Origin of the sequence: Marinomonas ostreistagni, from assembly GCF_016461785.1 — a bacterium.
Taxonomy (GTDB): Bacteria; Pseudomonadota; Gammaproteobacteria; order Pseudomonadales; family Marinomonadaceae; genus Marinomonas; species Marinomonas ostreistagni_A.
Map to the genome: position 1 here is coordinate 44,496 of NZ_JAEMUH010000004.1, position 20,526 is coordinate 65,021.

The 20,526-nt window shown below is 46.6% G+C and carries 20 protein-coding genes and 1 tRNA gene; 9 read left to right on the forward strand and 12 right to left on the reverse strand.

Annotated elements, in window-relative coordinates:
• Positions 1 to 32 precede the first annotated feature (32 nt).
• The 5 genes from JHD44_RS04690 to JHD44_RS04710 form a co-directional block, all read right to left on the reverse strand.
• Positions 33 to 1,367 carry a glycosyltransferase family 2 protein gene (locus tag JHD44_RS04690; protein ID WP_199461568.1) on the reverse strand — a complete coding sequence of 445 codons (1,335 nt, stop codon included), beginning with the start codon at positions 1,365 to 1,367 and terminating at the stop codon, positions 33 to 35.
• Positions 1,364 to 2,098: a cytidylyltransferase domain-containing protein gene (locus tag JHD44_RS04695; protein WP_199461811.1), complete on the reverse strand. Its 735-nt coding sequence runs from the start codon at positions 2,096 to 2,098 to the stop codon at positions 1,364 to 1,366. Before JHD44_RS04695 ends, JHD44_RS04690 begins: the two co-directional genes overlap by 4 nt.
• Positions 2,099 to 2,283: 185 nt before the next feature.
• Positions 2,284 to 3,339 (reverse strand): SO_0444 family Cu/Zn efflux transporter, encoded by a 1,056-nt coding sequence (locus tag JHD44_RS04700; protein ID WP_199461570.1) that lies wholly within the window; start codon positions 3,337 to 3,339, stop codon positions 2,284 to 2,286.
• Between the two features lie 9 nt (positions 3,340 to 3,348).
• Positions 3,349 to 3,810, reverse strand: coding sequence for a Zn(2+)-responsive transcriptional regulator (gene zntR / locus JHD44_RS04705; protein ID WP_233401758.1), 462 nt, complete (start codon positions 3,808 to 3,810; stop codon positions 3,349 to 3,351).
• A 59-nt stretch (positions 3,811 to 3,869) separates the two neighbouring features.
• Positions 3,870 to 5,705, reverse strand: coding sequence for an ABC transporter ATP-binding protein (locus tag JHD44_RS04710; protein ID WP_199461572.1), 1,836 nt, complete (start codon positions 5,703 to 5,705; stop codon positions 3,870 to 3,872).
• Positions 5,706 to 5,866: 161 nt separating this feature from the next.
• Between JHD44_RS04710 and JHD44_RS04715 the strand changes: the two genes are divergently transcribed.
• Genes JHD44_RS04715 through JHD44_RS04750 form a run of 8 tightly spaced genes read left to right on the forward strand, consistent with a single transcriptional unit; the run spans position 5,867 to position 14,294 of the window.
• Positions 5,867 to 7,606, forward strand: a complete 1,740-nt coding sequence (locus tag JHD44_RS04715; protein ID WP_199461574.1) for an ATP-binding protein — start codon at positions 5,867 to 5,869, stop codon at positions 7,604 to 7,606.
• Positions 7,607 to 7,649: 43 nt separating this feature from the next.
• On the forward strand, positions 7,650 to 8,975 hold the full coding sequence (locus JHD44_RS04720) for a cobyrinate a,c-diamide synthase (protein ID WP_199461576.1): 1,326 nt from the start codon (positions 7,650 to 7,652) through the stop codon (positions 8,973 to 8,975).
• Between the two features lie 6 nt (positions 8,976 to 8,981).
• On the forward strand, positions 8,982 to 10,103 hold the full coding sequence (locus JHD44_RS04725; protein ID WP_199461578.1) for a cobalt-precorrin-5B (C(1))-methyltransferase: 1,122 nt from the start codon (positions 8,982 to 8,984) through the stop codon (positions 10,101 to 10,103).
• A gap of 9 nt (positions 10,104 to 10,112) precedes the next feature.
• Positions 10,113 to 10,889, forward strand: a complete 777-nt coding sequence (locus JHD44_RS04730; protein WP_199461580.1) for a precorrin-6A/cobalt-precorrin-6A reductase — start codon at positions 10,113 to 10,115, stop codon at positions 10,887 to 10,889.
• A complete protein-coding gene (locus tag JHD44_RS04735; RefSeq protein WP_199461582.1) occupies positions 10,886 to 11,527 on the forward strand; it encodes a precorrin-8X methylmutase in 642 nt (213 codons plus the stop codon). Before JHD44_RS04730 ends, JHD44_RS04735 begins: the two co-directional genes overlap by 4 nt.
• A gap of 21 nt (positions 11,528 to 11,548) precedes the next feature.
• Positions 11,549 to 12,826: a precorrin-6y C5,15-methyltransferase (decarboxylating) subunit CbiE gene (cbiE, locus tag JHD44_RS19055; RefSeq protein ID WP_199461584.1), complete on the forward strand. Its 1,278-nt coding sequence runs from the start codon at positions 11,549 to 11,551 to the stop codon at positions 12,824 to 12,826.
• On the forward strand, positions 12,823 to 13,539 hold the full coding sequence (gene cobI / locus JHD44_RS04745; RefSeq protein WP_233401760.1) for a precorrin-2 C(20)-methyltransferase: 717 nt from the start codon (positions 12,823 to 12,825) through the stop codon (positions 13,537 to 13,539). Before cbiE ends, cobI begins: the two co-directional genes overlap by 4 nt.
• Positions 13,536 to 14,294: a cobalt-precorrin 5A hydrolase gene (locus JHD44_RS04750; RefSeq protein WP_199461588.1), complete on the forward strand. Its 759-nt coding sequence runs from the start codon at positions 13,536 to 13,538 to the stop codon at positions 14,292 to 14,294. Before cobI ends, JHD44_RS04750 begins: the two co-directional genes overlap by 4 nt.
• A gap of 4 nt (positions 14,295 to 14,298) precedes the next feature.
• On the opposite strand, the gene JHD44_RS04755 is transcribed toward JHD44_RS04750, so the two are convergent.
• Positions 14,299 to 15,450, reverse strand: coding sequence for a methionine aminotransferase (locus JHD44_RS04755; RefSeq protein ID WP_199461590.1), 1,152 nt, complete (start codon positions 15,448 to 15,450; stop codon positions 14,299 to 14,301).
• A 187-nt stretch (positions 15,451 to 15,637) separates the two neighbouring features.
• Between JHD44_RS04755 and JHD44_RS04760 the strand changes: the two genes are divergently transcribed.
• Positions 15,638 to 16,072, forward strand: coding sequence for an acyl-CoA thioesterase (locus JHD44_RS04760; protein ID WP_199461592.1), 435 nt, complete (start codon positions 15,638 to 15,640; stop codon positions 16,070 to 16,072).
• Positions 16,073 to 16,142: 70 nt separating this feature from the next.
• Here JHD44_RS04760 and JHD44_RS04765 read toward each other — a convergent pair whose 3' ends face one another.
• The 6 genes from JHD44_RS04765 to JHD44_RS04790 form a co-directional block, all read right to left on the reverse strand.
• Positions 16,143 to 16,652 carry a chemotaxis protein CheW gene (locus tag JHD44_RS04765; protein WP_228191194.1) on the reverse strand — a complete coding sequence of 170 codons (510 nt, stop codon included), beginning with the start codon at positions 16,650 to 16,652 and terminating at the stop codon, positions 16,143 to 16,145.
• A gap of 105 nt (positions 16,653 to 16,757) precedes the next feature.
• Complete coding sequence (locus tag JHD44_RS04770) at positions 16,758 to 17,630, reverse strand: Tim44 domain-containing protein (RefSeq protein WP_199461594.1); 873 nt, start codon at positions 17,628 to 17,630, stop codon at positions 16,758 to 16,760.
• Between the two features lie 16 nt (positions 17,631 to 17,646).
• Positions 17,647 to 18,657 (reverse strand): tryptophan--tRNA ligase, encoded by a 1,011-nt coding sequence (locus JHD44_RS04775; RefSeq protein ID WP_199461596.1) that lies wholly within the window; start codon positions 18,655 to 18,657, stop codon positions 17,647 to 17,649.
• An 87-nt stretch (positions 18,658 to 18,744) separates the two neighbouring features.
• On the reverse strand, positions 18,745 to 19,368 hold the full coding sequence (locus JHD44_RS04780) for an alpha-ketoglutarate-dependent dioxygenase AlkB family protein (RefSeq protein ID WP_199461597.1): 624 nt from the start codon (positions 19,366 to 19,368) through the stop codon (positions 18,745 to 18,747).
• Positions 19,361 to 20,200, reverse strand: coding sequence for a methylated-DNA--[protein]-cysteine S-methyltransferase (locus tag JHD44_RS04785; RefSeq protein WP_199461599.1), 840 nt, complete (start codon positions 20,198 to 20,200; stop codon positions 19,361 to 19,363). Before JHD44_RS04785 ends, JHD44_RS04780 begins: the two co-directional genes overlap by 8 nt.
• Positions 20,201 to 20,324: 124 nt before the next feature.
• Positions 20,325 to 20,400, reverse strand: a tRNA-Ala gene (locus tag JHD44_RS04790).
• Positions 20,401 to 20,526 lie beyond the last annotated feature (126 nt).

Consider the following 20,526-nt stretch of genomic DNA (forward strand, 5'->3'; position numbering starts at 1 on the left):
TCCAATTGACTCGATGTTAAAAACAAGAGGTGCTACTTATTGAATAGCAAAGGTAGTAGTTTTTCTAATTCTTCATTGTTGTGTATTTCTACAGATGCCATCGCATCTGATACATCATAAAATATAGTACCAGACATGCTATGCAATCCTGCTCGTAATAGGGGGGCTTTTACTATCACTCCTGACCCAGTTAACGGAGTTCTATCAAAGTAATCACCTTGATTTCTGTTATTTTCTAACTCAATACCCCAAGCTAAGGACTTTTCCATTTTGCTGGCTATGACGCTATCTGCATTATGATCAACAGCTTTCATAAGCATAGAGTCAATCATATCATTTTCTCTGAAAGGGTTATTTGGACTTAAAATGGCAATATAGTCGTAAATGCCAAAATCCTTTTCAATACTGCTAAGGCTTTGTCCTAAACGTTGATATGGTGGTGATGGTGGTTCTGCTTTAGAGCTTGATAACATCATGACATTCACCTCGAGTTTACTGGCTATGCCGGCGACCTCAGGACATTCAGTTGCTATAAAAATGTCATCTATTGTTTGACAAGACTTTAAGTATTCAATGGTATGCCTTAGTAAGCAAAAGTCTTTTGACTTTATTACTTGGTCAGTAACAGGAACAATTGCCATTGTGCGAACATTTTCTTGGACAACACTCGAAAGGTTTTCAAAGTTACCATGCAGCTTTGCCATAACACTAACGACATTTTTTGCCCTTATAGCGTTACGGTCTTGATGAATCCCATGATAGTGGTAGACACTTGCGGCAGGTTCATAAGCAATATGCAAACCTTCTTCTATCACTTTGGTTCCCCAAACACGATCTTCTATGTTGGTGACTTCTTCATCGAAAGGAAATTTCTCCCAAGTTTCACGACGTAATGCACTGTTTGCATTATGAAAAAATGGATCTTTCTGTTGAAGCTTTTTGTCTAAACCAAAGGTGATAAGCAAGTCTCGCTTATCTGTATCTGAGGTCGAAGATAAGGGTTCTTGGCGGCCGTAAACTCCTGCAATCTTAGAGTCACTAAGTGGAGAAATTAAATTGATAAGCCAATTTGAGTCTTTGGGGATACAGTGACCTGAAAGAATCACCAAGATAGAGCCTTGGCTAGCTTTGATACCATAATTGATCGCTTTTCCTGGAAGAAAAACATCAATGTTAACTACCTTAACGTCATATTCAGAAGCTTTTAAGACCGTTTTATCTGTTGAACAGTTATCGACTAAAACGATCTCAAAATTTGAGTAAGTTTGTTTTTGGATAGCATCTAAGCAGTGTCCTATCCAGCTTTCCTCATTTTTTGTTCTGATGATAATGGAGACTAGAGGGAGGGCGAGACTATTTGAGGTCATTTTAGCTCCTCTGAGAATAAAGGAACTCGTTCAGGGCGATGCTCAACCAGATAATCGATAGCTTTTTGTGCAAGGAACAAATCAAAGGCTGAGTGTATATCTATAACAGTTTCGCTATTATCATTGGGTATTAAATGAACTTTATCGCCAATTCTACGACCCTCTCGCCATAGCCAAGCTCTTGAAGCACATGTAAGACCGGTGTCCTCACGATAGGTTTTATTCCTAATTTGACGAGACGAGTATTCTCTCATCCACGGAAGAACACGTTCCCATTCTCCCTCTTCATTCTTATGCCAATAGTTTTTAGTTGTCTTGTGTACTGCAAAAGCACTTTCTATTTCTGGATTGTTTACAAGTGTGGTAATAGCCTCCTTTATCCAACTAGGATGTCGAAATACATCTGTTGCTGTAAGGAAAACTGCAATATCAAATTTTTGATTTGAGTAAGCTTCGAACTCTAATAGAGCTTGTTGTAACGTATCTTCTGTTGTTGTCAGGTCTTCAGCAAACTTAGATGGTCTTAAAAATGGAACTAAAGCTCCTGCTAGTCTTGCCTGCTCTGCGATGTCGGGGTCATCTGTACTTACAAAAACGTCATCGATTACACCTGACGCAATGGCTGCTTTTATTGGCCAATGGATCAGTGGTTTACCTGCTAAAACTCTAATGTTCTTACCTGGCAACCCTTTAGAACCACCACGTGCAGGAATAATACAGATTGTCTTCATCTTCACTACTGAGCCTCTCTACGATAGAGGATTTGATTTAAATCTAAGAAAGTAAACGATTTTATCAGATTAGAGATGAAGTCAGCTAATGGTATCCGTTTACAATGGAAATGATGGTATACCGTTACTAATGACAACCTCATAACCTTGCTCATCATGGTCTTTAAATTGTTTTAACCATAAAGTTAATGATTATGAGTTCTACGACGGGTGCTAAAAGAAAAGCTTTTAGTAATGCTCATAAGTATTAATATTGCTAGTACAATGCTGCTCAATATAGCCCACCAAGTATTGTGCTCGTTAGGTGTAACGGTCGCAGGTACTATTTGCCAATTGAAATATACAAAAAGCTGATTAGCCAAAAAGCCAAACCCTAATGCGCAGATCATGACGCCACTTAGGTAGCTGAATAGAGCGCGCTTACCCAGTAGCTTGTGGACGACACCTAGTGTGGCGATGTTCGTAGCTGGACCTGCCAACATAAATACAAGGACAGCCCCAGGGGAAACGCCCACGACCAATAAACCCGCTGCGATAGGTGTCGATGCTGTTGCGCAAATGTACATGGGAATGGAGATGATCATCATCACTAGCATGGCGAGCAGCCCATTGCCCCATTCTGCTAAAAAGCTCTGAGGTATATAGGCTTGTACCAGCGCCGCAAATCCTAGCCCTATGACTAACCAAATGGCAATGTCATCGACCATTTCAGTCGCGGCATATCGCATACCACGGATAAAACGCTGGCTTATGCTTAAAGGCGCATCCGGCTTTTTCTGACTACAGCAACCTTTCGTGGCGCAGGATGAAGTGGTGTTTAGATGGTCGTCTGAAGGCGTTATAGACTCATCTTTCCCAACGAGAAAGCCTGCTGTCACGGCACTGGTGATGGCTGCAATAGGGCGTATGATCGCCATAAATGGACCGAGCAAAGCCCAAGATAAGGCGATAGAATCGACTCCTGTTTCAGGGGTTGAGATTAAAAAGGAGGTTGTCGCACCTTTTGTCGCGCCAGCTTTCCTTAAGCCCGCCGCGGCAGGAATCACTCCGCAAGAGCAGAGTGGCAAGGGGGCGCCAATAAATGCCGCTTTGACAACGGAGAAGCGTGATCGACGACCGAGTTGCTTTTCCATCCAGCTCATGGGAACAAATTCTTTTAATAAGCCTGCGATGACCAACCCTAAAATTAGCCAAGGTGCCGACTCTAGGAATAACTCAATTAACGCATTGAACCAATTCATAACAGCTCCTTATTCGTGATGGTGTTCAGGGACGATATCGAGTGTTTCAGATTCAAGTGCTTGGAGTATGGTGCAATCTTCAGCGCTTTCATGACCGCCACAACAAGCATTAGATAAGCGCTTCAACGAGCGTTGGAAGCGCTGTAACTCTTGGATCTTGGCCGTGACTTGGTCCAGCTTATCATCCACTAATGCTTTGACATCCGAGCATTCGCTGTTGGCTTTATCGACTTCAATGGAAAGCAAGGATTTGATCTCTGTTAGCGAAAACCCCACTTCCTTAGCTCGAAGGATAAAGCCTAGCGTTTTGACTTCTTGCTCTGAATAAAGGCGATAGCCATTTGCAGCGACCGAACTTGGACACAGTAAACCTTGTTTCTCATAAAAACGTAGTGTGTCGGCGTTGATTGAAAATTTCTTAGCAAGCTCACCAATACGAAACATGATGTACTCCAAATCTTGATATGCCATCAGTATAAACCTTGGAGTAAACACAAAGGTCAAGCCTAGGTTTCGTATTGAGCCAAATTTTATTGGTATCCTTTTGCTTGCAGGGTGAATAGATAAGCGTACCGCCCATCCATTTCCAATAATTGACTATGGGTGCCTCGCTCAATTATTTTGCCGTGCTCCATTACAATGATTTCGTTAGCGAGACGTACTGTGGAGAACCGGTGGGAAATGAGGATCGCCATTTTGCTGGCAGTATGCTCTTGAAAGTGAGCAAAGATTTCCGCTTCTGCACCGGCATCCATCGCGGCTGTGGGCTCATCCAGTACTAGAATGTCTGCCTTCTCACGCATAAAGGCACGGGCCAAAGCTATTTTTTGCCATTGTCCGCCAGAGAGCTCTTGCCCGCCGCGGAACCACTTGCCTAATTGTGTTTGATAACCTTGGTTTAGATCACTAATAAAGTCTGTTGCTTTGCCAAGCTCAGCCGCAGTTGCCCAGCCTTGTTGATCATCAAAGCGATCGTTGTCGCCTGCACCAATATTCTCACCCACAATAAATTGATAGCGTACAAAGTCTTGAAAGATGACACCAATGCGACTCAACAAAGCTTGTTCTTGCCATTCGGTAAGGTCTAGACCATCCAGCAATATTCTTCCCTTGCTAGGTTGATAAAGGCGCGTCAATAACTTGATTAAGGTCGTTTTCCCAGAGCCATTTTCACCGACTATCGCCAGACTATTGCCAGGTTTAATATGGAGCGTGATATCTGTTAAAGCTGGGATATCACTTTCAGGGTAGGAAAACGATACGTTTTCAAAGCGAATGCCATCCCCAGGGAGCGGCCCGTTTCGTTGGCCTTCAATATTTACGGCAGTCGGTTGTTCCAAGTATTCGTAGAGATTCGACAAGTACAAGTTATCTTCGTACATACCACTAATGCTGGTCAGGGATGAAGCAACCGCTCCTTGACCTTGCTTAAACAGCAACAGGTACATGGTCATTTGACCTAACGTAATTACCCCGACGACGGTCGAGGTGACAATCCAAGCATAAGCCCCATAAAACACCGCCGTACTGAGAATGCCGAGCACAAAGCCCCAGAACTCTCGACGAAGAATCAGCTGCTTGTTTTCACGGAAAAGTTTCTCGAAAATGTCTCGATAGCGCCCTAAAAAACGATTGCTTAATTGGTACAAGCGCACTTCTTTAATATGATCTTCACGGGCAAGCAGTGTTTCTAGATAGTTTTGTTGGCGCACTTCAGGGGAGCGCCAACGAGCTAACATGAACGCATCGCCAGAGAACTTTGCTTCGGCAAAAAAAGCAGGTAACGCACCAAGAATTAGTAATGTCAGAGCCCAAGGTGAAAACTGCCAAAGCAGCACGGCAAAGCTGGCAAGTGACACGCCATTTTGCAGTAGGGTGAAGGTTTTGGTGACAAGCGCGAGAGGGCGGCTAGAGGCTTCTCGTCTTGCTCGAACTAATTTATCGTAAAACTCTGAATCTTCAAAATCGGCAAGGGTAAGCTGCTGCGCTTTTTCCATGATCATCATGTTTACGCGTTGGCCCAAGGAGAGCCTAAGGATTGACTGCAAAGCCACTAAGCCTCGTTGATTGGCGCTGGTAAGTAAAACCAGTGCTCCCTCTAATAAAACGAACAATAAAGCAGGGAAATACTGTAGGGTTTGCGTTTGTTCATATTGCTCCATGGCGGCGACCACAGAGTCGACAATTAACTGACCAACGTATGCCATCAGAGCAGGCAATACACCAGCAATCAGAGTCAAAAACGCTAATCCTAATGTTAAACGCGGGGAGGTTTGCCAAACGAGGGTGATGGCGCGTTTGCTGTATCGAAAAACACCTAGCATATTTTTATCGATGGCGTTTTTAGGGGGCGCAGCAGGTTTCATGGAACGGTCCTTGATAAATGAATCGAGGTCATTCTAACGCCAATATCGATACTGTTCACGCAACAGTGTGTGTTTTCAATTTGACTTGCTCATAGGGCACGGATAAGGTTCAAACTCAGATTTTATAAAGGCTTCACGAGCGAAACCTTGGATAGGTAAACATGGCAGACGGTTCTTTTCACAACTTTCCTTTCACCGCAGTCGCGGGGCAAGAGTCACTCAAATTGGCGTTGGTGTTAACCGCGATCAATCCTCGTATTGGTGGGGTGTTGATATCAGGCCCGCGTGGCAGTGCTAAGTCGACCCTAGCTCGTGGCTTAGCGGGTGTAATGCCTCACCTTGAGAGCAATGAAACCGCGTTTGTGACCTTGCCACTAGGGGCGACAGAAGATCGTCTGCTGGGATCCCTTGATATCGATTCGGTACTCAATGACAAACAAGTGAAATTTCAGCCAGGGCTATTGGCGCAAGCGGATCAAGGCGTCTTGTATGTCGATGAAGTCAACCTACTTGCTGACAGTCTGGTCGATGTCTTGCTTGATGTGAGTGCCAGCGGCGTCAACCGAGTGGAGCGTGATGGTGTAAGCCATGCGCACGACTCACGCTTTGTTTTAGTCGGCACCATGAACCCGGAAGAAGGGGAGCTGCGTCCTCAGTTGAAAGACCGCTTTGGCTTGATGGTCACGCTGTCCAATCAATATACCTTGGAAGAGCGTGTACAGATTGTGCGTCTACGTGATGAATTCGATCAAGATCCGAAAGGTTTCTGTGATGCGTTCAAGTACAAACAACGCAACTTACGCCAAAGTATCACTCAAGCCAAAATTCGATTAAATATGATTAAGTGCGCGGATGCGCTGCGTATGGACATCGCTAGCCGTTGCCAAGATGCCAATGTCGACGGTGTACGTGCGGATATCGTGTGGGTGCGTGCAGCGATTGCTCATGCCGCATGGCGTGGCGCAAACACCGTTTCAATTGAAGATGTGCAAGCGGTAGAAGATTTTGTCCTCGCACATCGCCGCCAAACGCCGCCGCAATCAAAGCAATCGCCACCGCCCAGTCCGCCCCCATCTTCACGCCGACCACTTGATTCTCATAACCAAGATGAGGGCCAAGGGCCGGGAAAGTCTTCACCTTCACCGCAGAATGATTCTGTTGGTGAATGGGGAAGCATGTTGCCAGAGTTACAAATGACCAGTGACGTAATGGCCATTGGAACTCAATTATTTAGTGAAGCCCCAGCGCAGAGAGGCAGTTCAACGCTGTTAGCCGGAAAGCAGCGCGGCTCAAGCCAAGGTGGTGCAAGAAACCTTGGCAAGCGTCAGAACGGCAATATAGATATGGCACAGACTCTCAGAAACAGTGCCGGGGAATGGCCCCCAAAGCAACTCGTGCGTCGCAAGGGGCGAGAAGGAAAACCGGTACTGCACTGCATTTTGCTTGATACATCGGGGTCGACTTTAGCTGACCAGACATTTGCCAAAGCCAAAGGTGTGATTTTGGACATCGCTGAACGTGCCTATTTAAGACGTGAGCAAATCAGTATCCTTGGATTTGGCGGGGACCAAGTGGATTGGCTGCTGCCACAAGTGCGCGCTCCGCAAAATATTCGTGCACAACTGGATGCGTTCAGTGCTGGCGGCGGTACGCCGATGCATCAAGCGTTAGCCGATGCACAGCAATATCTGGTTCAAGCGCTACGGCAACAGCCAGAGCTTGAGCTAAACAGCTATATTTTAACGGATGGGCGCGTGTCAGGTGATTTTCCTGTCGCTGCTTGGCAAGGTGCTTTGGCTGTCATTGATACAGAACAGTCGCCGATTAAACGTGGTCGTGCACAAGAACTTGCCCAAGCATTGAATGCCGATTACCTTTCATTAAGTCAGTTGATGGCTTAAGTCAGTCGCGCCAACGAAAACGCATTTTAGATAAGTGAATAACATGACAACTCAAGTGGCCCATTGCCCTGCATTATTCCTAACCGCGCCAGCATCAAATCAAGGTAAAACCACTATCACTGCAGCCTTGGCACGCTATTTTACCGAGCAGGGGAAAGTGGTGCGTGTGTTCAAAACGGGGCCGGATTACCTTGATCCACAGATTTTAGCGCAAGCTTCCAAGCAGCCCGTCGAGCAGCTCGATATCTGGATGGCGGGCGATGAATACTGTCAAAAAATGCTATTCGATGCGGCTCAAGAAGCGGACCTGATCTTGGTCGAAGGCGCAATGGGGATGTTTGACGGCGAGCCATCAAGTGCCGATCTTGCCGCACGTTTTAACATCCCAGCTGCCATTGTGATGGATGTAAAAGGCATGGCGCAAACCGCCGCTGCGGTGGCGACCGGTTTGGCGAACTTTCGCAATGACGTCAAAGTGGCGGGCTTAATTGCTAACCGATGTGGTAGCGAGCGCCATGCGCAATTGATCCGTGATGCTTTACCGGAAGATTTACCATTATTAATCAGCTTAAAGCGTGATGATGAAGTGACCTTACCTGAGCGCCATTTGGGGTTGGTTCAAGCTTCCGAAGTGGGCGATGAGCTAGAAGAATGCTTTACTGCCGCAGTGCGTTGGTTAACGGAAACCGAAGATCAAACGCTGCTGACGCTTCCCGAGCCGGTGGCATTTTATGCGCCAGAGCAAACGGTCGCTGAGCAAGATGTCGGCACACCACTTACGGGTAAAACTATTGCCATTGCCAAAGACGAAGCCTTTAGTTTTATCTACGATGCCAACCTTCGTGTGTTAGAAAAGTTAGGGGCTACGGTCACGTTCTTTTCGCCGCTTCATGATCAGCAATTACCGCAGGCGGATGCCCTTTGGTTACCGGGGGGCTACCCAGAACTCCATGCCGAAAAGCTCTCGCAAAACCATAACATGCTAGATCAGATTCAAACGTTTTTTGCGGCGGGCAAACCGATCTTGGCTGAGTGTGGCGGTATGCTTTATAGCCTTGAAACCTTAACGGATCTTGAGGCTAACACCTATCCTATGCTTGGCTTGCTGAAAGGCGCAGGCGCGATGCGAGGCAAACGTGGCTGCCAAGGGATGCAAACTGCACCGCTGCCAGAGGGTGATATACGTGGTCATGCTCACCATCGCTCACTGAGTGAGAATACACCTGAGCCATTAAGTCATGGCCGCCGCCAGCGTCATCCTGCACCGGGTGAGGCGATCTATCGTGAAAAAGGGCTCACAGCGAGCTACCTGCATTTATTCTTTGCTTCAAATGTCGCGGCCACAGCAGCGTTATTTAAGGGTATTTAACAACCTATGTGGCCAGAAAGCAGTGACGAGCCAAAGCCGCTTCGATCAGGGCTGACGACAGGCACATGTGCCACCGCGTGTTCGGTGGCGGCTGCCATGGCGTTGCTCACGAAGCAGCAAGCGCCTAACGTATTTGTCACCTTGCCCAAAGGACAAGAAGTGTCTCTTGAGATCATTTCTTATGACACCGCTGGGCACTCAGTCAAAGCCGCCACCATTAAAGATGCAGGGGACGATCCTGATGTTACCCACGGTGCGACGGTTTGGGTTGAGCTTGCGCTTACCTCAGAACAAGGCATTAAGTTTGTGGCAGGCAAAGGCGTTGGTACGGTCACACGAACAGGGCTCTTGCTTGACGTAGGTGAGCCTGCCATCAATCCAGTGCCACGAAAAATGATCTCTGATCATTTGAATACCATTGCCCGAGAGCAAGGCTATCGAGGTGGATTTCAGGTAATCGTTGGTGTGGAGCAAGGCGAGCAATTAGCCCTTAAAACCATGAACCCTCGTTTGGGTATTCTCGGCGGCATTTCCATTTTAGGCACCACGGGCATCGTGCGCCCGTTTTCCTGTGGCGCTTATATTGCTTCGATTCAGCAAGGGGTGGATGTGGCTCGTGCCAATGGACATCGATATATTGCCGCCACCACAGGTAATGCCAGTGAAACGGCGATTCAAGAACGTGATGGTTTGGATGAGATGGCGTTGATTGAAATGGGCGACTTTGTTGGTGCTTTACTAAAGCACGTGAAACGTTTAGAAAGCCAAGACCCGCAACTGGAAAAACTCACCCTCTGTGGTGGTTTTGGTAAAATCAGCAAACTGGCGCAGCAACATATGGATTTAAACTCCCGAGCTTCATCTATCAATTTAGAAGCACTTGCTGAACTGGCTTCAACAATGGGAGCCTCCGAGGCGCTACACATTAAGATGTGCCAAGCCAACACCAGTGTCGAAGCGTTAAAGTTCGCTCAAGCAGAAGGCATCGCTTTAGCCGATGCTGTATGCCAGCAAGCCCTCGAGTTTTGTCGTAGCTTTGTGCCAATGCATATGGCACTTGAAGTACTGGCTATTGACCGTAAGGGGCAATTTGTCGGACAAGCGCTTGATCAGGGCATATCGAACTAAAGGAAAGCTATGAAAATTCTTTTATTAGGCGGCACCGCCGATGGGCGCCATTTAGCCGAACGCTTTAGTCAGCTCGGTTTTGACGTGCTGTATTCGATAGCGGGGTTAGTGCGTGTACCGACATTGCCTTGTGAAGTCCTCGTCGGAGGTTTTACCCAGTTTGGTGGCTTGGCCACTTTTCTTAAGGAGCGTCAGATTGATTTAGTCATTAACGCGACGCACCCTTATGCGGCCACCATGAGTGATAAAGCCGTGACCGCAGGTATGGAAACCGGTGTGCCGGTTTGGCGTTTTTTGCGTCCAGCGTGGCAGGCTCAAGCGGACGATGATTGGCACTTTTACCAAAACGATGATGACTTATTAGCGCGACTAAAAGGATTTAAGCGCCCATTGTTAAGCGCAGGACAAATGTCCCTAGAGCAATTACGTGTAATCACTCACATAGATGGCTTTGAACAAGGCGTTTGGCGCACGGCAGCTCTGCCAAAATTTGATGTGCCTGATAAGATTTCTTGGCTGAAAGCCATAGGTCCGTTTGATCTCGAACATGAGAGACGATTATTAAAAGAGCATCAGATCGACGTTATCGTGACTAAAAATAGCGGTGGCGACTCCACGTCAGCAAAGCTTGATGCCGCTCGTGAATTAGGTATCAGCGTATTACTGCAGCAGCGTCCAGACGTGAGGGATGCAGTACGAACTTTTTCCGACTACTCTCAACTTATTAAAGCGGTGCAGGCATTAAAAGGCTCTGCATCCACTGCTCAGGAATCCCAACAACAGTGACTTATCAGTACGATCCAACGCCACAAGGCATTGAAAACGAAAGCTTCCGCCAAATCCGTGAACTGACACAGCTTGATCATTTATCCCGCGATGCTCAGCAAGTGGTGATGCGCGTGGTGCATAGCCTTGGGCTTCCTGATGTGGCTGAACAAGTGCGCTTTAGTGACCATGCCTGTGAAGCTGGCCGAGCGGCGCTCGCGAAAAATTGTCCTATTCTTTGTGATGTAGAGATGGTCAAGCAGGGCGTCACTAAACGCATGATTGAGCGTGAGCCGCTGTGCTTCTTGAATGATCCACGTACGGCAGATCTTGCTAAATCTAAAGGCGAGACCCGCTCTATGGCGGCGCTAAGCCTTTGGCAGGAACAGCTGGAAGGCAGTGTGGTTCTGATTGGCAATGCACCGACGGCTTTGTTTCGATTACTTGAAATGATCCGTGCTGGCGCGCCAAAGCCTGCATTGATCATTGGTATGCCGGTGGGCTTTGTTGGCGCCGCTGAGTCTAAGCAAGCGTTATGGGATGATCACAAAGAGCTGGGCATTGATTGCATTACCTTGCTCGGTCGAATGGGCGGCAGTGCGGTGACTTCTGCCAGCTGTAACGCATTATTGCGTTGTAACATCGGCGAATATTATTAATTTAATCGGTAAGGGTTAACAGTGAAAATTCACGTGATTGGACTGGGCATCAATGAGCAAGCGCAATTGCCGAAAGAGGCGCAAGATGTTCTGGCAAAGCTAACCGAGAACGATAAGCTCGTTGGCAGTGAGCGTCAGCTGTCGATGGTCAAAACCTACGGCACCAAAGCGCAGACGCATGTGCTGCCAAAGCTCAATGACCTAAAAAATCATATGGATGAATGGGCGTCTTTAGGGGTTGAGCGTGTGGCAATTTTGGCTTCGGGCGACCCTCTTTATTACGGTATCGGTGCTTGGGTACACCGTTCTTTTGCCGATCAAGAAGTGCGCTTTTACCCCAATGTTTCAAGTATCCAAGCCGCTTGTCACCGTCTCGGGATCTCCTTACAAAACGCGCAAGTATTCAGTGTCCATGGTCGACCTTTGGCATCGATTCGTACTCAGTTACACCCTTCCAAAACCTTGTTGCTATTGACCGATAAAACCAATAATCCGCAGGCGATTGCCAAAGAGTGCGTGGAGATGGGGCTTGGTTTAAGTGAGCTGTTTGTCTGTGAGCGCTTAGGCTATGACCATGAGCGTGTGACGCGCTATACCGCGAACAGCTTAGCGCATGTGGAAGACACCTTTGATCCGCTTAACGTGGTGATCGTCAATACCAGTGCTCAGCCGGGGCGTTTACCTTCTACGCCTGGTTTCAAAGATGGCCTATTTATCACCGATAAAGGCGATGGCCAAGGCATGATTACTAAGCGTGAAGTACGCTTGGCTGTGTTGTCTTATTTAGGTGTTGAAGCGAAAGAAGTGGTGTGGGACATCGGTGCTGGGTGTGGTGGCGTCAGTGTTGAATTGGCTTATTGGAATCCTGAAAGCGAGGTGTATGCCATTGAGCATCATGAAACACGATTGTCTTGTCTTGAAGCTAACCGCGAGCATTTTGGGGTGGTGAAAAATCTGCACGTCGTTCATGGTCGAGCACCGGATGCGTTTGCAAATTTACCTGCGCCAAAACGCGTGTTTATCGGCGGCAGTGATGGCGAAATGGCAGAGCTATTAGACGATGTTTGGCAGCGACTGCCGCTTGGTGGCGTGTTGTTAGTCAATGCTGTCACCGACGCAACCATGGTGGAAACCATGGCATTTCTTGCCAAGCGTGACGCAGCACAAGATGCTTACGATGAAAGTTCGACAATTCAGGTTTATCGTAGTGAGCGTTTGGCGGGGAAGCGTTTTCGACGCCCCCATTTGCCTGTGAGTTTATGGCGGTTTGAGAAATGTCTACCAGGAGAGCATTTATGAGCGGCACATTCTTTGGCATCGGTGTCGGCCCTGGCGATCCAGAATTATTGACCTTAAAGGCCATGCGTTTAATTCAGCAGGCCGATGTATTGGCGTATTTAGTTGGCGAGTCAGGTCAATCACAGGCGAAGCAGATTGCAGTGTTGGCACTAGAAGGCCGTCAATCAAGCCATTCTGATATTGTCATTCCCATGCCTATGTCGACTCGCCGTGAGGCGGCCAATAATGCATATGACGAAGGCGCGAAAGCGATCTCAGAAGCGCTTGAAAAAGGGCTTAATGTCGCGTTTTTGTGTGAAGGCGATCCACTGTTTTTTGGATCGTTTACCTACTTGATGGAGCGTTTAGAAGGCAAATGTCCGATACAAGTGGTGCCAGGGATTTCCAGCATTCATGCGGCGGCTGCTGAGCTTCAGCATCCATTGACGGTATTAAAAGAGTCCTTTTGTGTGGTGAGTGGTCGTCATACAGAGCAGCAACTTGTAGAAGCGCTGCACTTGCATGATTCGGTTGTGATTATGAAAGCAGGCCGTGCCCGCCCAACGATTATGAAAGCCTTAGCTCTCACCGAACGCATAGAAGACGCTAAATATGTGGAATACGTGGGGCGAGATAATCAGTTGGTAGAAAATGATGTGCGCCGCCTGCAGAATGAGTATGGACCATACTTTTCGCTGTTTATTGTTTCACGCAAAGAGCGCGGCACACGATGATTCGTATTATTGCGTTAACTGATGCAGGCCAGGCGCTAGGAAAGCGTCTGGAAGCATTGTTACCAGGCAGCCAATTACATTTTAAGCCCAAGCCATTTACTGAAACCGTTCAAGGCTTTTTTCGCGAAGGCGATCCGCTACTCTTCATTTGCGCTACGGGCATTGTCATGCGTACGTTGGCGCCTGTCATAGAGAGCAAGTTAAAAGACCCACCGGTATTGGTATTAGATGAATTGGGGCGCTTTGTGATTCCTCTATTATCTGGTCATGAAGGTGGCGCTAATCAATGGGGCAGTGAGGTAGCTGAGGCGCTGAATGCAGAGTTGGTGATGACCACAGCTAACGCCTATTTAAACCCGGTCTATGCCCTTGGTATGGGCTGTGAGCGAAACTGCCCACTAGAATATCTGGAAAGCTTGATGCTCGAAGCGCTGGAGATAGTAGGCTTACAGCCAGATCAGATTGCAGGGCTTTACAGTATCGATATTAAAGCTGATGAAATCCACTTGATTGAGTTAGCAAAGAAATATCAGTGGCCTTTTATTACCTATGATGCAAATGCACTTAAGAATGTAGAGCCTTTATTGAGCATGCGTTCTGAGTATGTTTTCAAAACAGTTGGAGTGTATGGCGTGGCTGAGTCGGCGGCGCTTCTGGGTGTTCAGAATTTGACGCACGGGAGCCCAGAACTTTACTTAAACAAGATCAAAAACCCTAAAGCCACCTGTGCGGTGGCTCGGGCGTATCAGGCTTAAATCCTTAGAGAGTAGTAAGGTGTTGCGTCGCTGCACTCAGTGTGCTGGCTTGCTTGGCAAAACAGAAGCGAACCAAACGCATATCTTCAGGAGGCGTTTGGTAGAACACAGAAATCGGAATCGCTGCGACACCAGCGGCTTCAATTAACCAAAGCGCAAACTCAGTATCCGGCACATCTTTGATGGCGCTGTAATCCATTAATTGGAAGTAAGTACCAGGTGATGGAGTGAAAGTGAAGCGGCTTTCACTCATGGCCTTATTGAATAAGTCACGTTTTTGTTGGTAGAAACTTGGCAGCACTTCATCGTGTTCAGGGTGAGCATCTAAGAAATCCGCCAAAGCGAGTTGCATCGGTGTACTGGTACTAAAGGTCAGGTACTGGTGCACCTTACGTACTTCTGCCATAAGTGGCGTCGGCGCAACACAGTAGCCAATTTTCCAACCTGTAGTGTGGTAAGTCTTTCCGAAAGACGATACGACCACGCTGCGCTTCGCGAGTTCTTTGTGGCGCAACACGCTTTGATGTTCAGCACCTTCAAACACAATGTGCTCGTAGACCTCATCGGATAGCACCAACAAATCATGTTGATCAGCAAGACTGTACAGCGCTTCTAGATCATTAGCCGAAAATACTGTGCCCGTTGGGTTATGAGGAGAATTGACAATGATGGCTTTGGTCTGGGGGGTAATCGCGTTCGCGACCGTTTGCCAATCAATCGCAAAACTTGGTGGCAGCAAGGCGATATGCACGGGTGTACCACCATTTAAGCGAATCGCTGGGTCGTAAGAATCGTAGGCAGGGTCAAATACAATCACCTCATCGCCAGGGCGCACAAACGCAGAGATAGTGGCAAACAAGGCTTCGGTGGCGCCAGAGGTAACCGTGATGTCTGTATCAGCATTCGCTTGATAATCATAGCAACGAGCCAGTTTAGCACTGATGGCTTGGCGTAATGATGGTACGCCGGTCATCGGAGCATATTGGTTAGCGCCTTGCTGAATATAGTGATCCACTCGACTTAGCAGCTCGCTTGGCCCGTCAAAATCAGGAAAACCTTGTGATAAATTGATGGCGTGATGCTTGGCGGCCAATTCCGACATTTGCGTAAAAATGGTCGTGCCGGTACTGGGAAGTTTGCTGTCGAACTGGCGCATGAGTGGTTCCTATCTACTGCGTATTAAAATCAAGAGTTCAATCCTAATGCAGTGGCAACACGAGATAAAGATCCAATATGCGTCCGTCAAACAGGTTTTTAAAATCGAAGGTTAGATCATTCTTTTGCTGAATCTGGCGTTTAGCTCTGCTATAACAAACAGATAACTGGAACCAAGAGGTGTATGGATGTCCGACGAAAAAATGCAAACCAAAGGTCGTTTAACAACGCGTACTGTCGCCATGCCTGGTGACACCAACCCTGCAGGGGATATTTTTGGTGGTTGGGTGGTGTCTCAAATGGATATCGCAGCAGGAATTTGCGCTGGTCAGCGTGCACAATCCAGAGTTGTGACGGTTGCGCTGGATAGTATGAGTTTTATTCGTCCCGTGAAAGTAGGGGATATATTAGGTGTATATACCTACGTCGAATCTGTTGGACGCACTTCCATGAATATCCACGTTGAAGCATGGGTTCGCCGTGGTCGCATTGGCAAGCGTGAGAAAGTGACGGAAGGTATCTTTAAATTTGTTGCCATTGATGAAAACGGTAAATCTATGCCTATTCCGGCAGAAGAGGATTTACCCGATTATGTGCATGAAGCTATGAATGAGCTTTATTAGTAAATTAGATTAATGAGCATAAAAAAAGCAGCCAGTTGGCTGCTTTTTCGTAATTAATTACGAGGGCATATTACATCATGCCAATCGCAAGTTGCTCATTGTCTGCGTCAATCATTTTATTTAGATCTAGCAAGATAACCAACTCTTCATCTTTTTGGTATACACCTTGGATGAACATTAGCGCTTCGTCATTACCGACACTTGGACTTTGCTCTATCTCACCTTGATAAAGGTAGAATACTTCTTTTACAGCATCTACCAGCATACCAATTTGCTCACCATCGTGCTCGATAATGATGATACGAGTGTCATCTGAAATAGTGCATTCAGGTAGACTAAAGCGTACGCGAGTATCAATCACTGTAACAACATTACCACGAAGGTTCACGATACCTAAAACATACGATTGTGCACCTGGTACGGGAGCAATCTCATTGTAACGCAGTACTTCTTTAATCTGCATTACGTTAATTCCGTAGGTTTCATCCAAAAGCTTAAAAGTAAGGTACTGTAAAAGTTCACCTTTTTTACTTTCGGTTGGTAAATTTCCTGCTTCTTTGATTGTCGCTAATTCAGACATGGCTCTACACCTATTATCAATCCGGTGATATGCGCATACGCGCTGCTCGTTTATCTAGTAGAATAGACGAATTACAGCGCGATGGCTTGATAAATTAAGTAACAATTAGTTGTCTTGTTGTATGCCAACAATTGTCCAATTGCCACGAGCGTCCTCAAGGTTTTTCTCTAGGTGCCAGATCTCGTTAGTTTCATTGGTTTGATCACCTTCTTTGATCCAACCCGTGAAACGTAGAGAGATAGAAGCGGTAGAGCCGATAAACTCACCTCGCACTAAGTCTACCATCAAGGAGACAACTTCAGTACGTGGTTTATCTGAACCGTATTTCGCTCGTTCTTGACGCAACATATCACAAAGATCTTGACTAAAGTAGTCATCGATCTCATCGAAGTTGTTGTCATCCCAAGCTTTTTGCAAGGTCACGTAGTGATTCTTTGCTTCTGCAATAAATGCTTGCTCGTTGAAGCCAGGTGGTAATTGAATCTCTGGTTGAGCACCAAAACCTGACATACCAGCCATTGGCGACGGTTGTACATTATCGCGAGTTGAATTTGGCATTTCACGGTACATGCCTTGCGCCCCCGCAGCTTGCGCTGCTTGACGTTTCTTGGCGAAGAAAAATTTATAAACCAAGAAGCCAATAAGAGCGAAAAGTAGGATGTCACCAAAAGAGATGCCGTCAAAGGCGCCACTACCCATAAGCGCAGCGAACAGACCACCAGCTAACAAACCACCAAGAAGCCCGCCTGCTAGACCACCAAAAAGCCCTGACTTTTTGTTAGTGCCAGCAGCCGCTGCAGTGTTTGTTTTTGATGTTGTGCTGGTTGCACTAGAACTAGTTGGACTTTTGCTTACAGAGTAGCTTTTACCAAAGCTGCCACCGCCGCCCAATTTTTTAGCGTGAGCATCGGCTGCAAAGCCTCCAGCTCCAATTACTAAAACAAATGCCATTAAAAAGGCATAAACTGCTGATTTCACGTCGTTTCTCCAAAAGTTAGACGAAGTTTACCAAACCTACTGCATTACGAAGGTCAGAGATCAGAGCTCGTGCTCGGGCACGGGCTTTTTCAGCACCGGCCTGTAAAACTGCTTCGATTTCGGCAGGGTTCGCCATAAGCTCAAGATATTTTTCTCTTGGCTCAGCTAGTTGACCATTGATCAGTTCAAAAAGTTCCTTCTTTGCTTCACCCCAAGCGATACCATCAGCAAATTTTTGACGCATTTCTGCGGTTTGCTCGGCTGTTGCAAAGGCTTTATAGATGTCAAAAACCGTAGAGCCATTTGGATCTTTTGGCTCTCCAGGCTCAAGAAGGTTAGTAACGATCTTGTTAATGCCTTTTTTCAGCTTTTTCTCGGTATCGAAAAGAGGAATGGTGTTGTTGTAACTCTTACTCATCTTACGGCCGTCTAGGCCCTTAAGAATTGCGCTGTCATCTTCTGCCACGACGGCTTCAGGCAGTACAAAGTGTTGGCCAAACAAATGGTTGAAACGCGCAGCGATATCTCGTGCCATTTCAATGTGCTGAATTTGGTCACGACCAACAGGTACTTTGTTGGCATTGAACGCAAGAATATCCGCAGCCATAAGTACTGGGTAGCAGAATAATCCCATTGTGACACCGTAATCAGGGTCTTGGCCGTTGTTGACGTTTTCATCAACGCTGGCTTTGTAGGCGTGGGCGCGGTTCATTAACCCTTTACCTGTGACGCAGGTCAGCAGCCAATTAAGCTCTGAAATCTCAGGAATATCAGATTGACGGTAGAAAGTTGCTTTGTCGGTATCAAGGCCGCACGCTAGCCAGGTTGCGGCAATCTCTAGACGAGACTGTTTAACACGCTCTGGATCTTGGCATTTGATTAATGCGTGGTAGTCAGCCAAAAAGAAGAAAGACTCGGTGTCTTCACGACGGCTTGCTTCGATAGCGGGGCGGATAGCGCCTACATAGTTACCAAGGTGAGGTGTGCCTGATGTTGTAATACCGGTTAAAACAATTTCTTTACCCATTTTCCCTTACTCAATCATATAAAAAGGTGTGTGTACCCTACCATAAAAAGTAGGGTATACGTAGCTTAAAAAAAGCCTAATGTACTACTAAGGTGATACGGTTTGAATTTGCCGAAAAGTCAGGTTAATCCTGAGCGAGTTAACCTTTTTTGTTGTGGGTAAAGAATGTAGCCAGTGACTCTGAGTTTCACCTTGCATAACAAGTAAGCTGCCGTGTTCAAGCTGAACGGAATGGGTTTCTTTACTGGACTTATGTTTGAAGGCAAATTTTCGTTCAGCTCCTAAGCTGAGTGACGCTATGGTACCGTTTACCTCCAGCTCTTTTTCTGCGTCACTGTGCCACGACATGCCTTCTGCTCCATCATGGTATAAATTCAGCAAGCACGAGTTGAATGATGTCTTGCAATGCTGCTCGGCCAGAGCTTTTAACTCTAGTAGTAAAAGTGTCCAAGGTTTCGCTACCTTGGTGGTTTTGGAATAGGTATAGCGAAAGGCTTGGTCGGCATACCATGCTACTTTGCGCTTTGTGATAATGTGTTTGCCATAGATAACCGCTTCATCATGTTGCCATTCTATATCACTTAGAAGATCACGGTAGTAGCGATCAGCTTGTGCTGTTGGAATGACTGGGCCATGATAGAGCACCGAACCATCAAAAGGTAATAGTTCCAATACTGGTGCTGGCTGCCCTGCAAACAAATCGTCAATCATTGCTTTGTACCTGAGATGATTCCCAACCCACCATAGCGGTTTTTCTTAAACTGCCCCAGCGGTAGTTACCTAATTCGCCAGTGTTTCGGATCACTCGATGGCAGGGAATGATGTAAGCGATAGGGTTGTTGGCTATGGCTGTACCCACCGCCCGCGCCGCTTTTGGCTGGCCAATACGTTCAGCAATCTGTGCATAATTTAAAAGCTGTCCTGCCTCGATGCTTAATAGGCATTGCCATACTTTCAATTGGAATGGGCTTGCTGCGACATGAAGTTTAATCATCGAAGGTGATTGATCTAGCGACTGAAAAAAACCGAGCCCTTGCTGATGTATCGGATGAGGCTGTTTGAAACACTCGGCGTTCGTAAAAAATGTTGTCAGTTCTTGCTCTGCTTTGTCACGGTCATCATAAAAGGCCATATGGCAAATACCAATATCAGTTGTAGCAATGATAAGGGGGCCAAATAAGGTTTCATAAAAGTCGTAATAGATTTTTAGTCCAGAGCCAGAAGTTTTGTACTGCCCCGGAGTCATGCCCTCGATAGAAACAAAGAGATCATGTAGTCGCCCAGTTCCGGATAGTCCCACTTCAAGAGAGGTCTCTTGTAAGCTTTTATGGTTTTCCAATAACGACTTTGCATGCTCTACGCTGATAAATTGTATGAATTTTTTGGGAGAGACGCCTGCCCACTTTTGAAATAGGCGTTGAAAATGATGTGGGCTAAGATGAATTGCTTGGGCTATTTCATTAAGCGAAGGTTGGTTCGGCCTTGCCAAAATAATGAATTCAATTGCTTTCTGAATACGAAGGTAATCACGAGAGTCAGTCATAAAGATTATTGTATACCAATGAAAACATATGTTCATGGTAGCGAATTCTATTGAAAGATCGACCCGAAAATTGTGAAGTTAAAACTTTACAGGAGGGTGTAACGCATAAGTGGTGAGATGAATTTGGTGGAGCTAAGCGGGATCGAACCGCTGACCTCTTGCATGCCATGCAAGCGCTCTCCCAGCTGAGCTATAGCCCCAAGTGGGCGTATTTTTAATATTTCCTATAGGTATGTCAACAATAAAGTATAGTCTTTTGGCGTTTTTGCATAATATAGCCTTATAAAGCATTAAAATATTGATATTTATGCAATATGTGCGTTAGT

Excerpts from the sequence above, each read along its gene's own strand:
- JHD44_RS04690 (WP_199461568.1), bottom strand. The coding sequence starts at position 1,367 with ATGACCTCAAATAGTCTCGCCCTCCCTCTAGTCTCCATTATCATCAGA.
- JHD44_RS04695 (WP_199461811.1), bottom strand. The coding sequence starts at position 2,098 with ATGAAGACAATCTGTATTATTCCTGCACGTGGTGGTTCTAAAGGGTTG.
- JHD44_RS04700 (WP_199461570.1), bottom strand. The coding sequence starts at position 3,339 with ATGAATTGGTTCAATGCGTTAATTGAGTTATTCCTAGAGTCGGCACCT.
- zntR (WP_233401758.1), bottom strand. The coding sequence starts at position 3,810 with ATGGCATATCAAGATTTGGAGTACATCATGTTTCGTATTGGTGAGCTT.
- JHD44_RS04710 (WP_199461572.1), bottom strand. The coding sequence starts at position 5,705 with ATGAAACCTGCTGCGCCCCCTAAAAACGCCATCGATAAAAATATGCTA.
- JHD44_RS04715 (WP_199461574.1), top strand. The coding sequence starts at position 5,867 with ATGGCAGACGGTTCTTTTCACAACTTTCCTTTCACCGCAGTCGCGGGG.
- JHD44_RS04720 (WP_199461576.1), top strand. The coding sequence starts at position 7,650 with ATGACAACTCAAGTGGCCCATTGCCCTGCATTATTCCTAACCGCGCCA.
- JHD44_RS04725 (WP_199461578.1), top strand. The coding sequence starts at position 8,982 with ATGTGGCCAGAAAGCAGTGACGAGCCAAAGCCGCTTCGATCAGGGCTG.
- JHD44_RS04730 (WP_199461580.1), top strand. The coding sequence starts at position 10,113 with ATGAAAATTCTTTTATTAGGCGGCACCGCCGATGGGCGCCATTTAGCC.
- cobI (WP_233401760.1), top strand. The coding sequence starts at position 12,823 with ATGAGCGGCACATTCTTTGGCATCGGTGTCGGCCCTGGCGATCCAGAA.
- JHD44_RS04750 (WP_199461588.1), top strand. The coding sequence starts at position 13,536 with ATGATTCGTATTATTGCGTTAACTGATGCAGGCCAGGCGCTAGGAAAG.
- JHD44_RS04755 (WP_199461590.1), bottom strand. The coding sequence starts at position 15,450 with ATGCGCCAGTTCGACAGCAAACTTCCCAGTACCGGCACGACCATTTTT.
- JHD44_RS04760 (WP_199461592.1), top strand. The coding sequence starts at position 15,638 with ATGTCCGACGAAAAAATGCAAACCAAAGGTCGTTTAACAACGCGTACT.
- JHD44_RS04765 (WP_228191194.1), bottom strand. The coding sequence starts at position 16,652 with ATGTCTGAATTAGCGACAATCAAAGAAGCAGGAAATTTACCAACCGAA.
- JHD44_RS04775 (WP_199461596.1), bottom strand. The coding sequence starts at position 18,657 with ATGGGTAAAGAAATTGTTTTAACCGGTATTACAACATCAGGCACACCT.
- JHD44_RS04780 (WP_199461597.1), bottom strand. The coding sequence starts at position 19,368 with ATGATTGACGATTTGTTTGCAGGGCAGCCAGCACCAGTATTGGAACTA.
- JHD44_RS04785 (WP_199461599.1), bottom strand. The coding sequence starts at position 20,200 with ATGACTGACTCTCGTGATTACCTTCGTATTCAGAAAGCAATTGAATTC.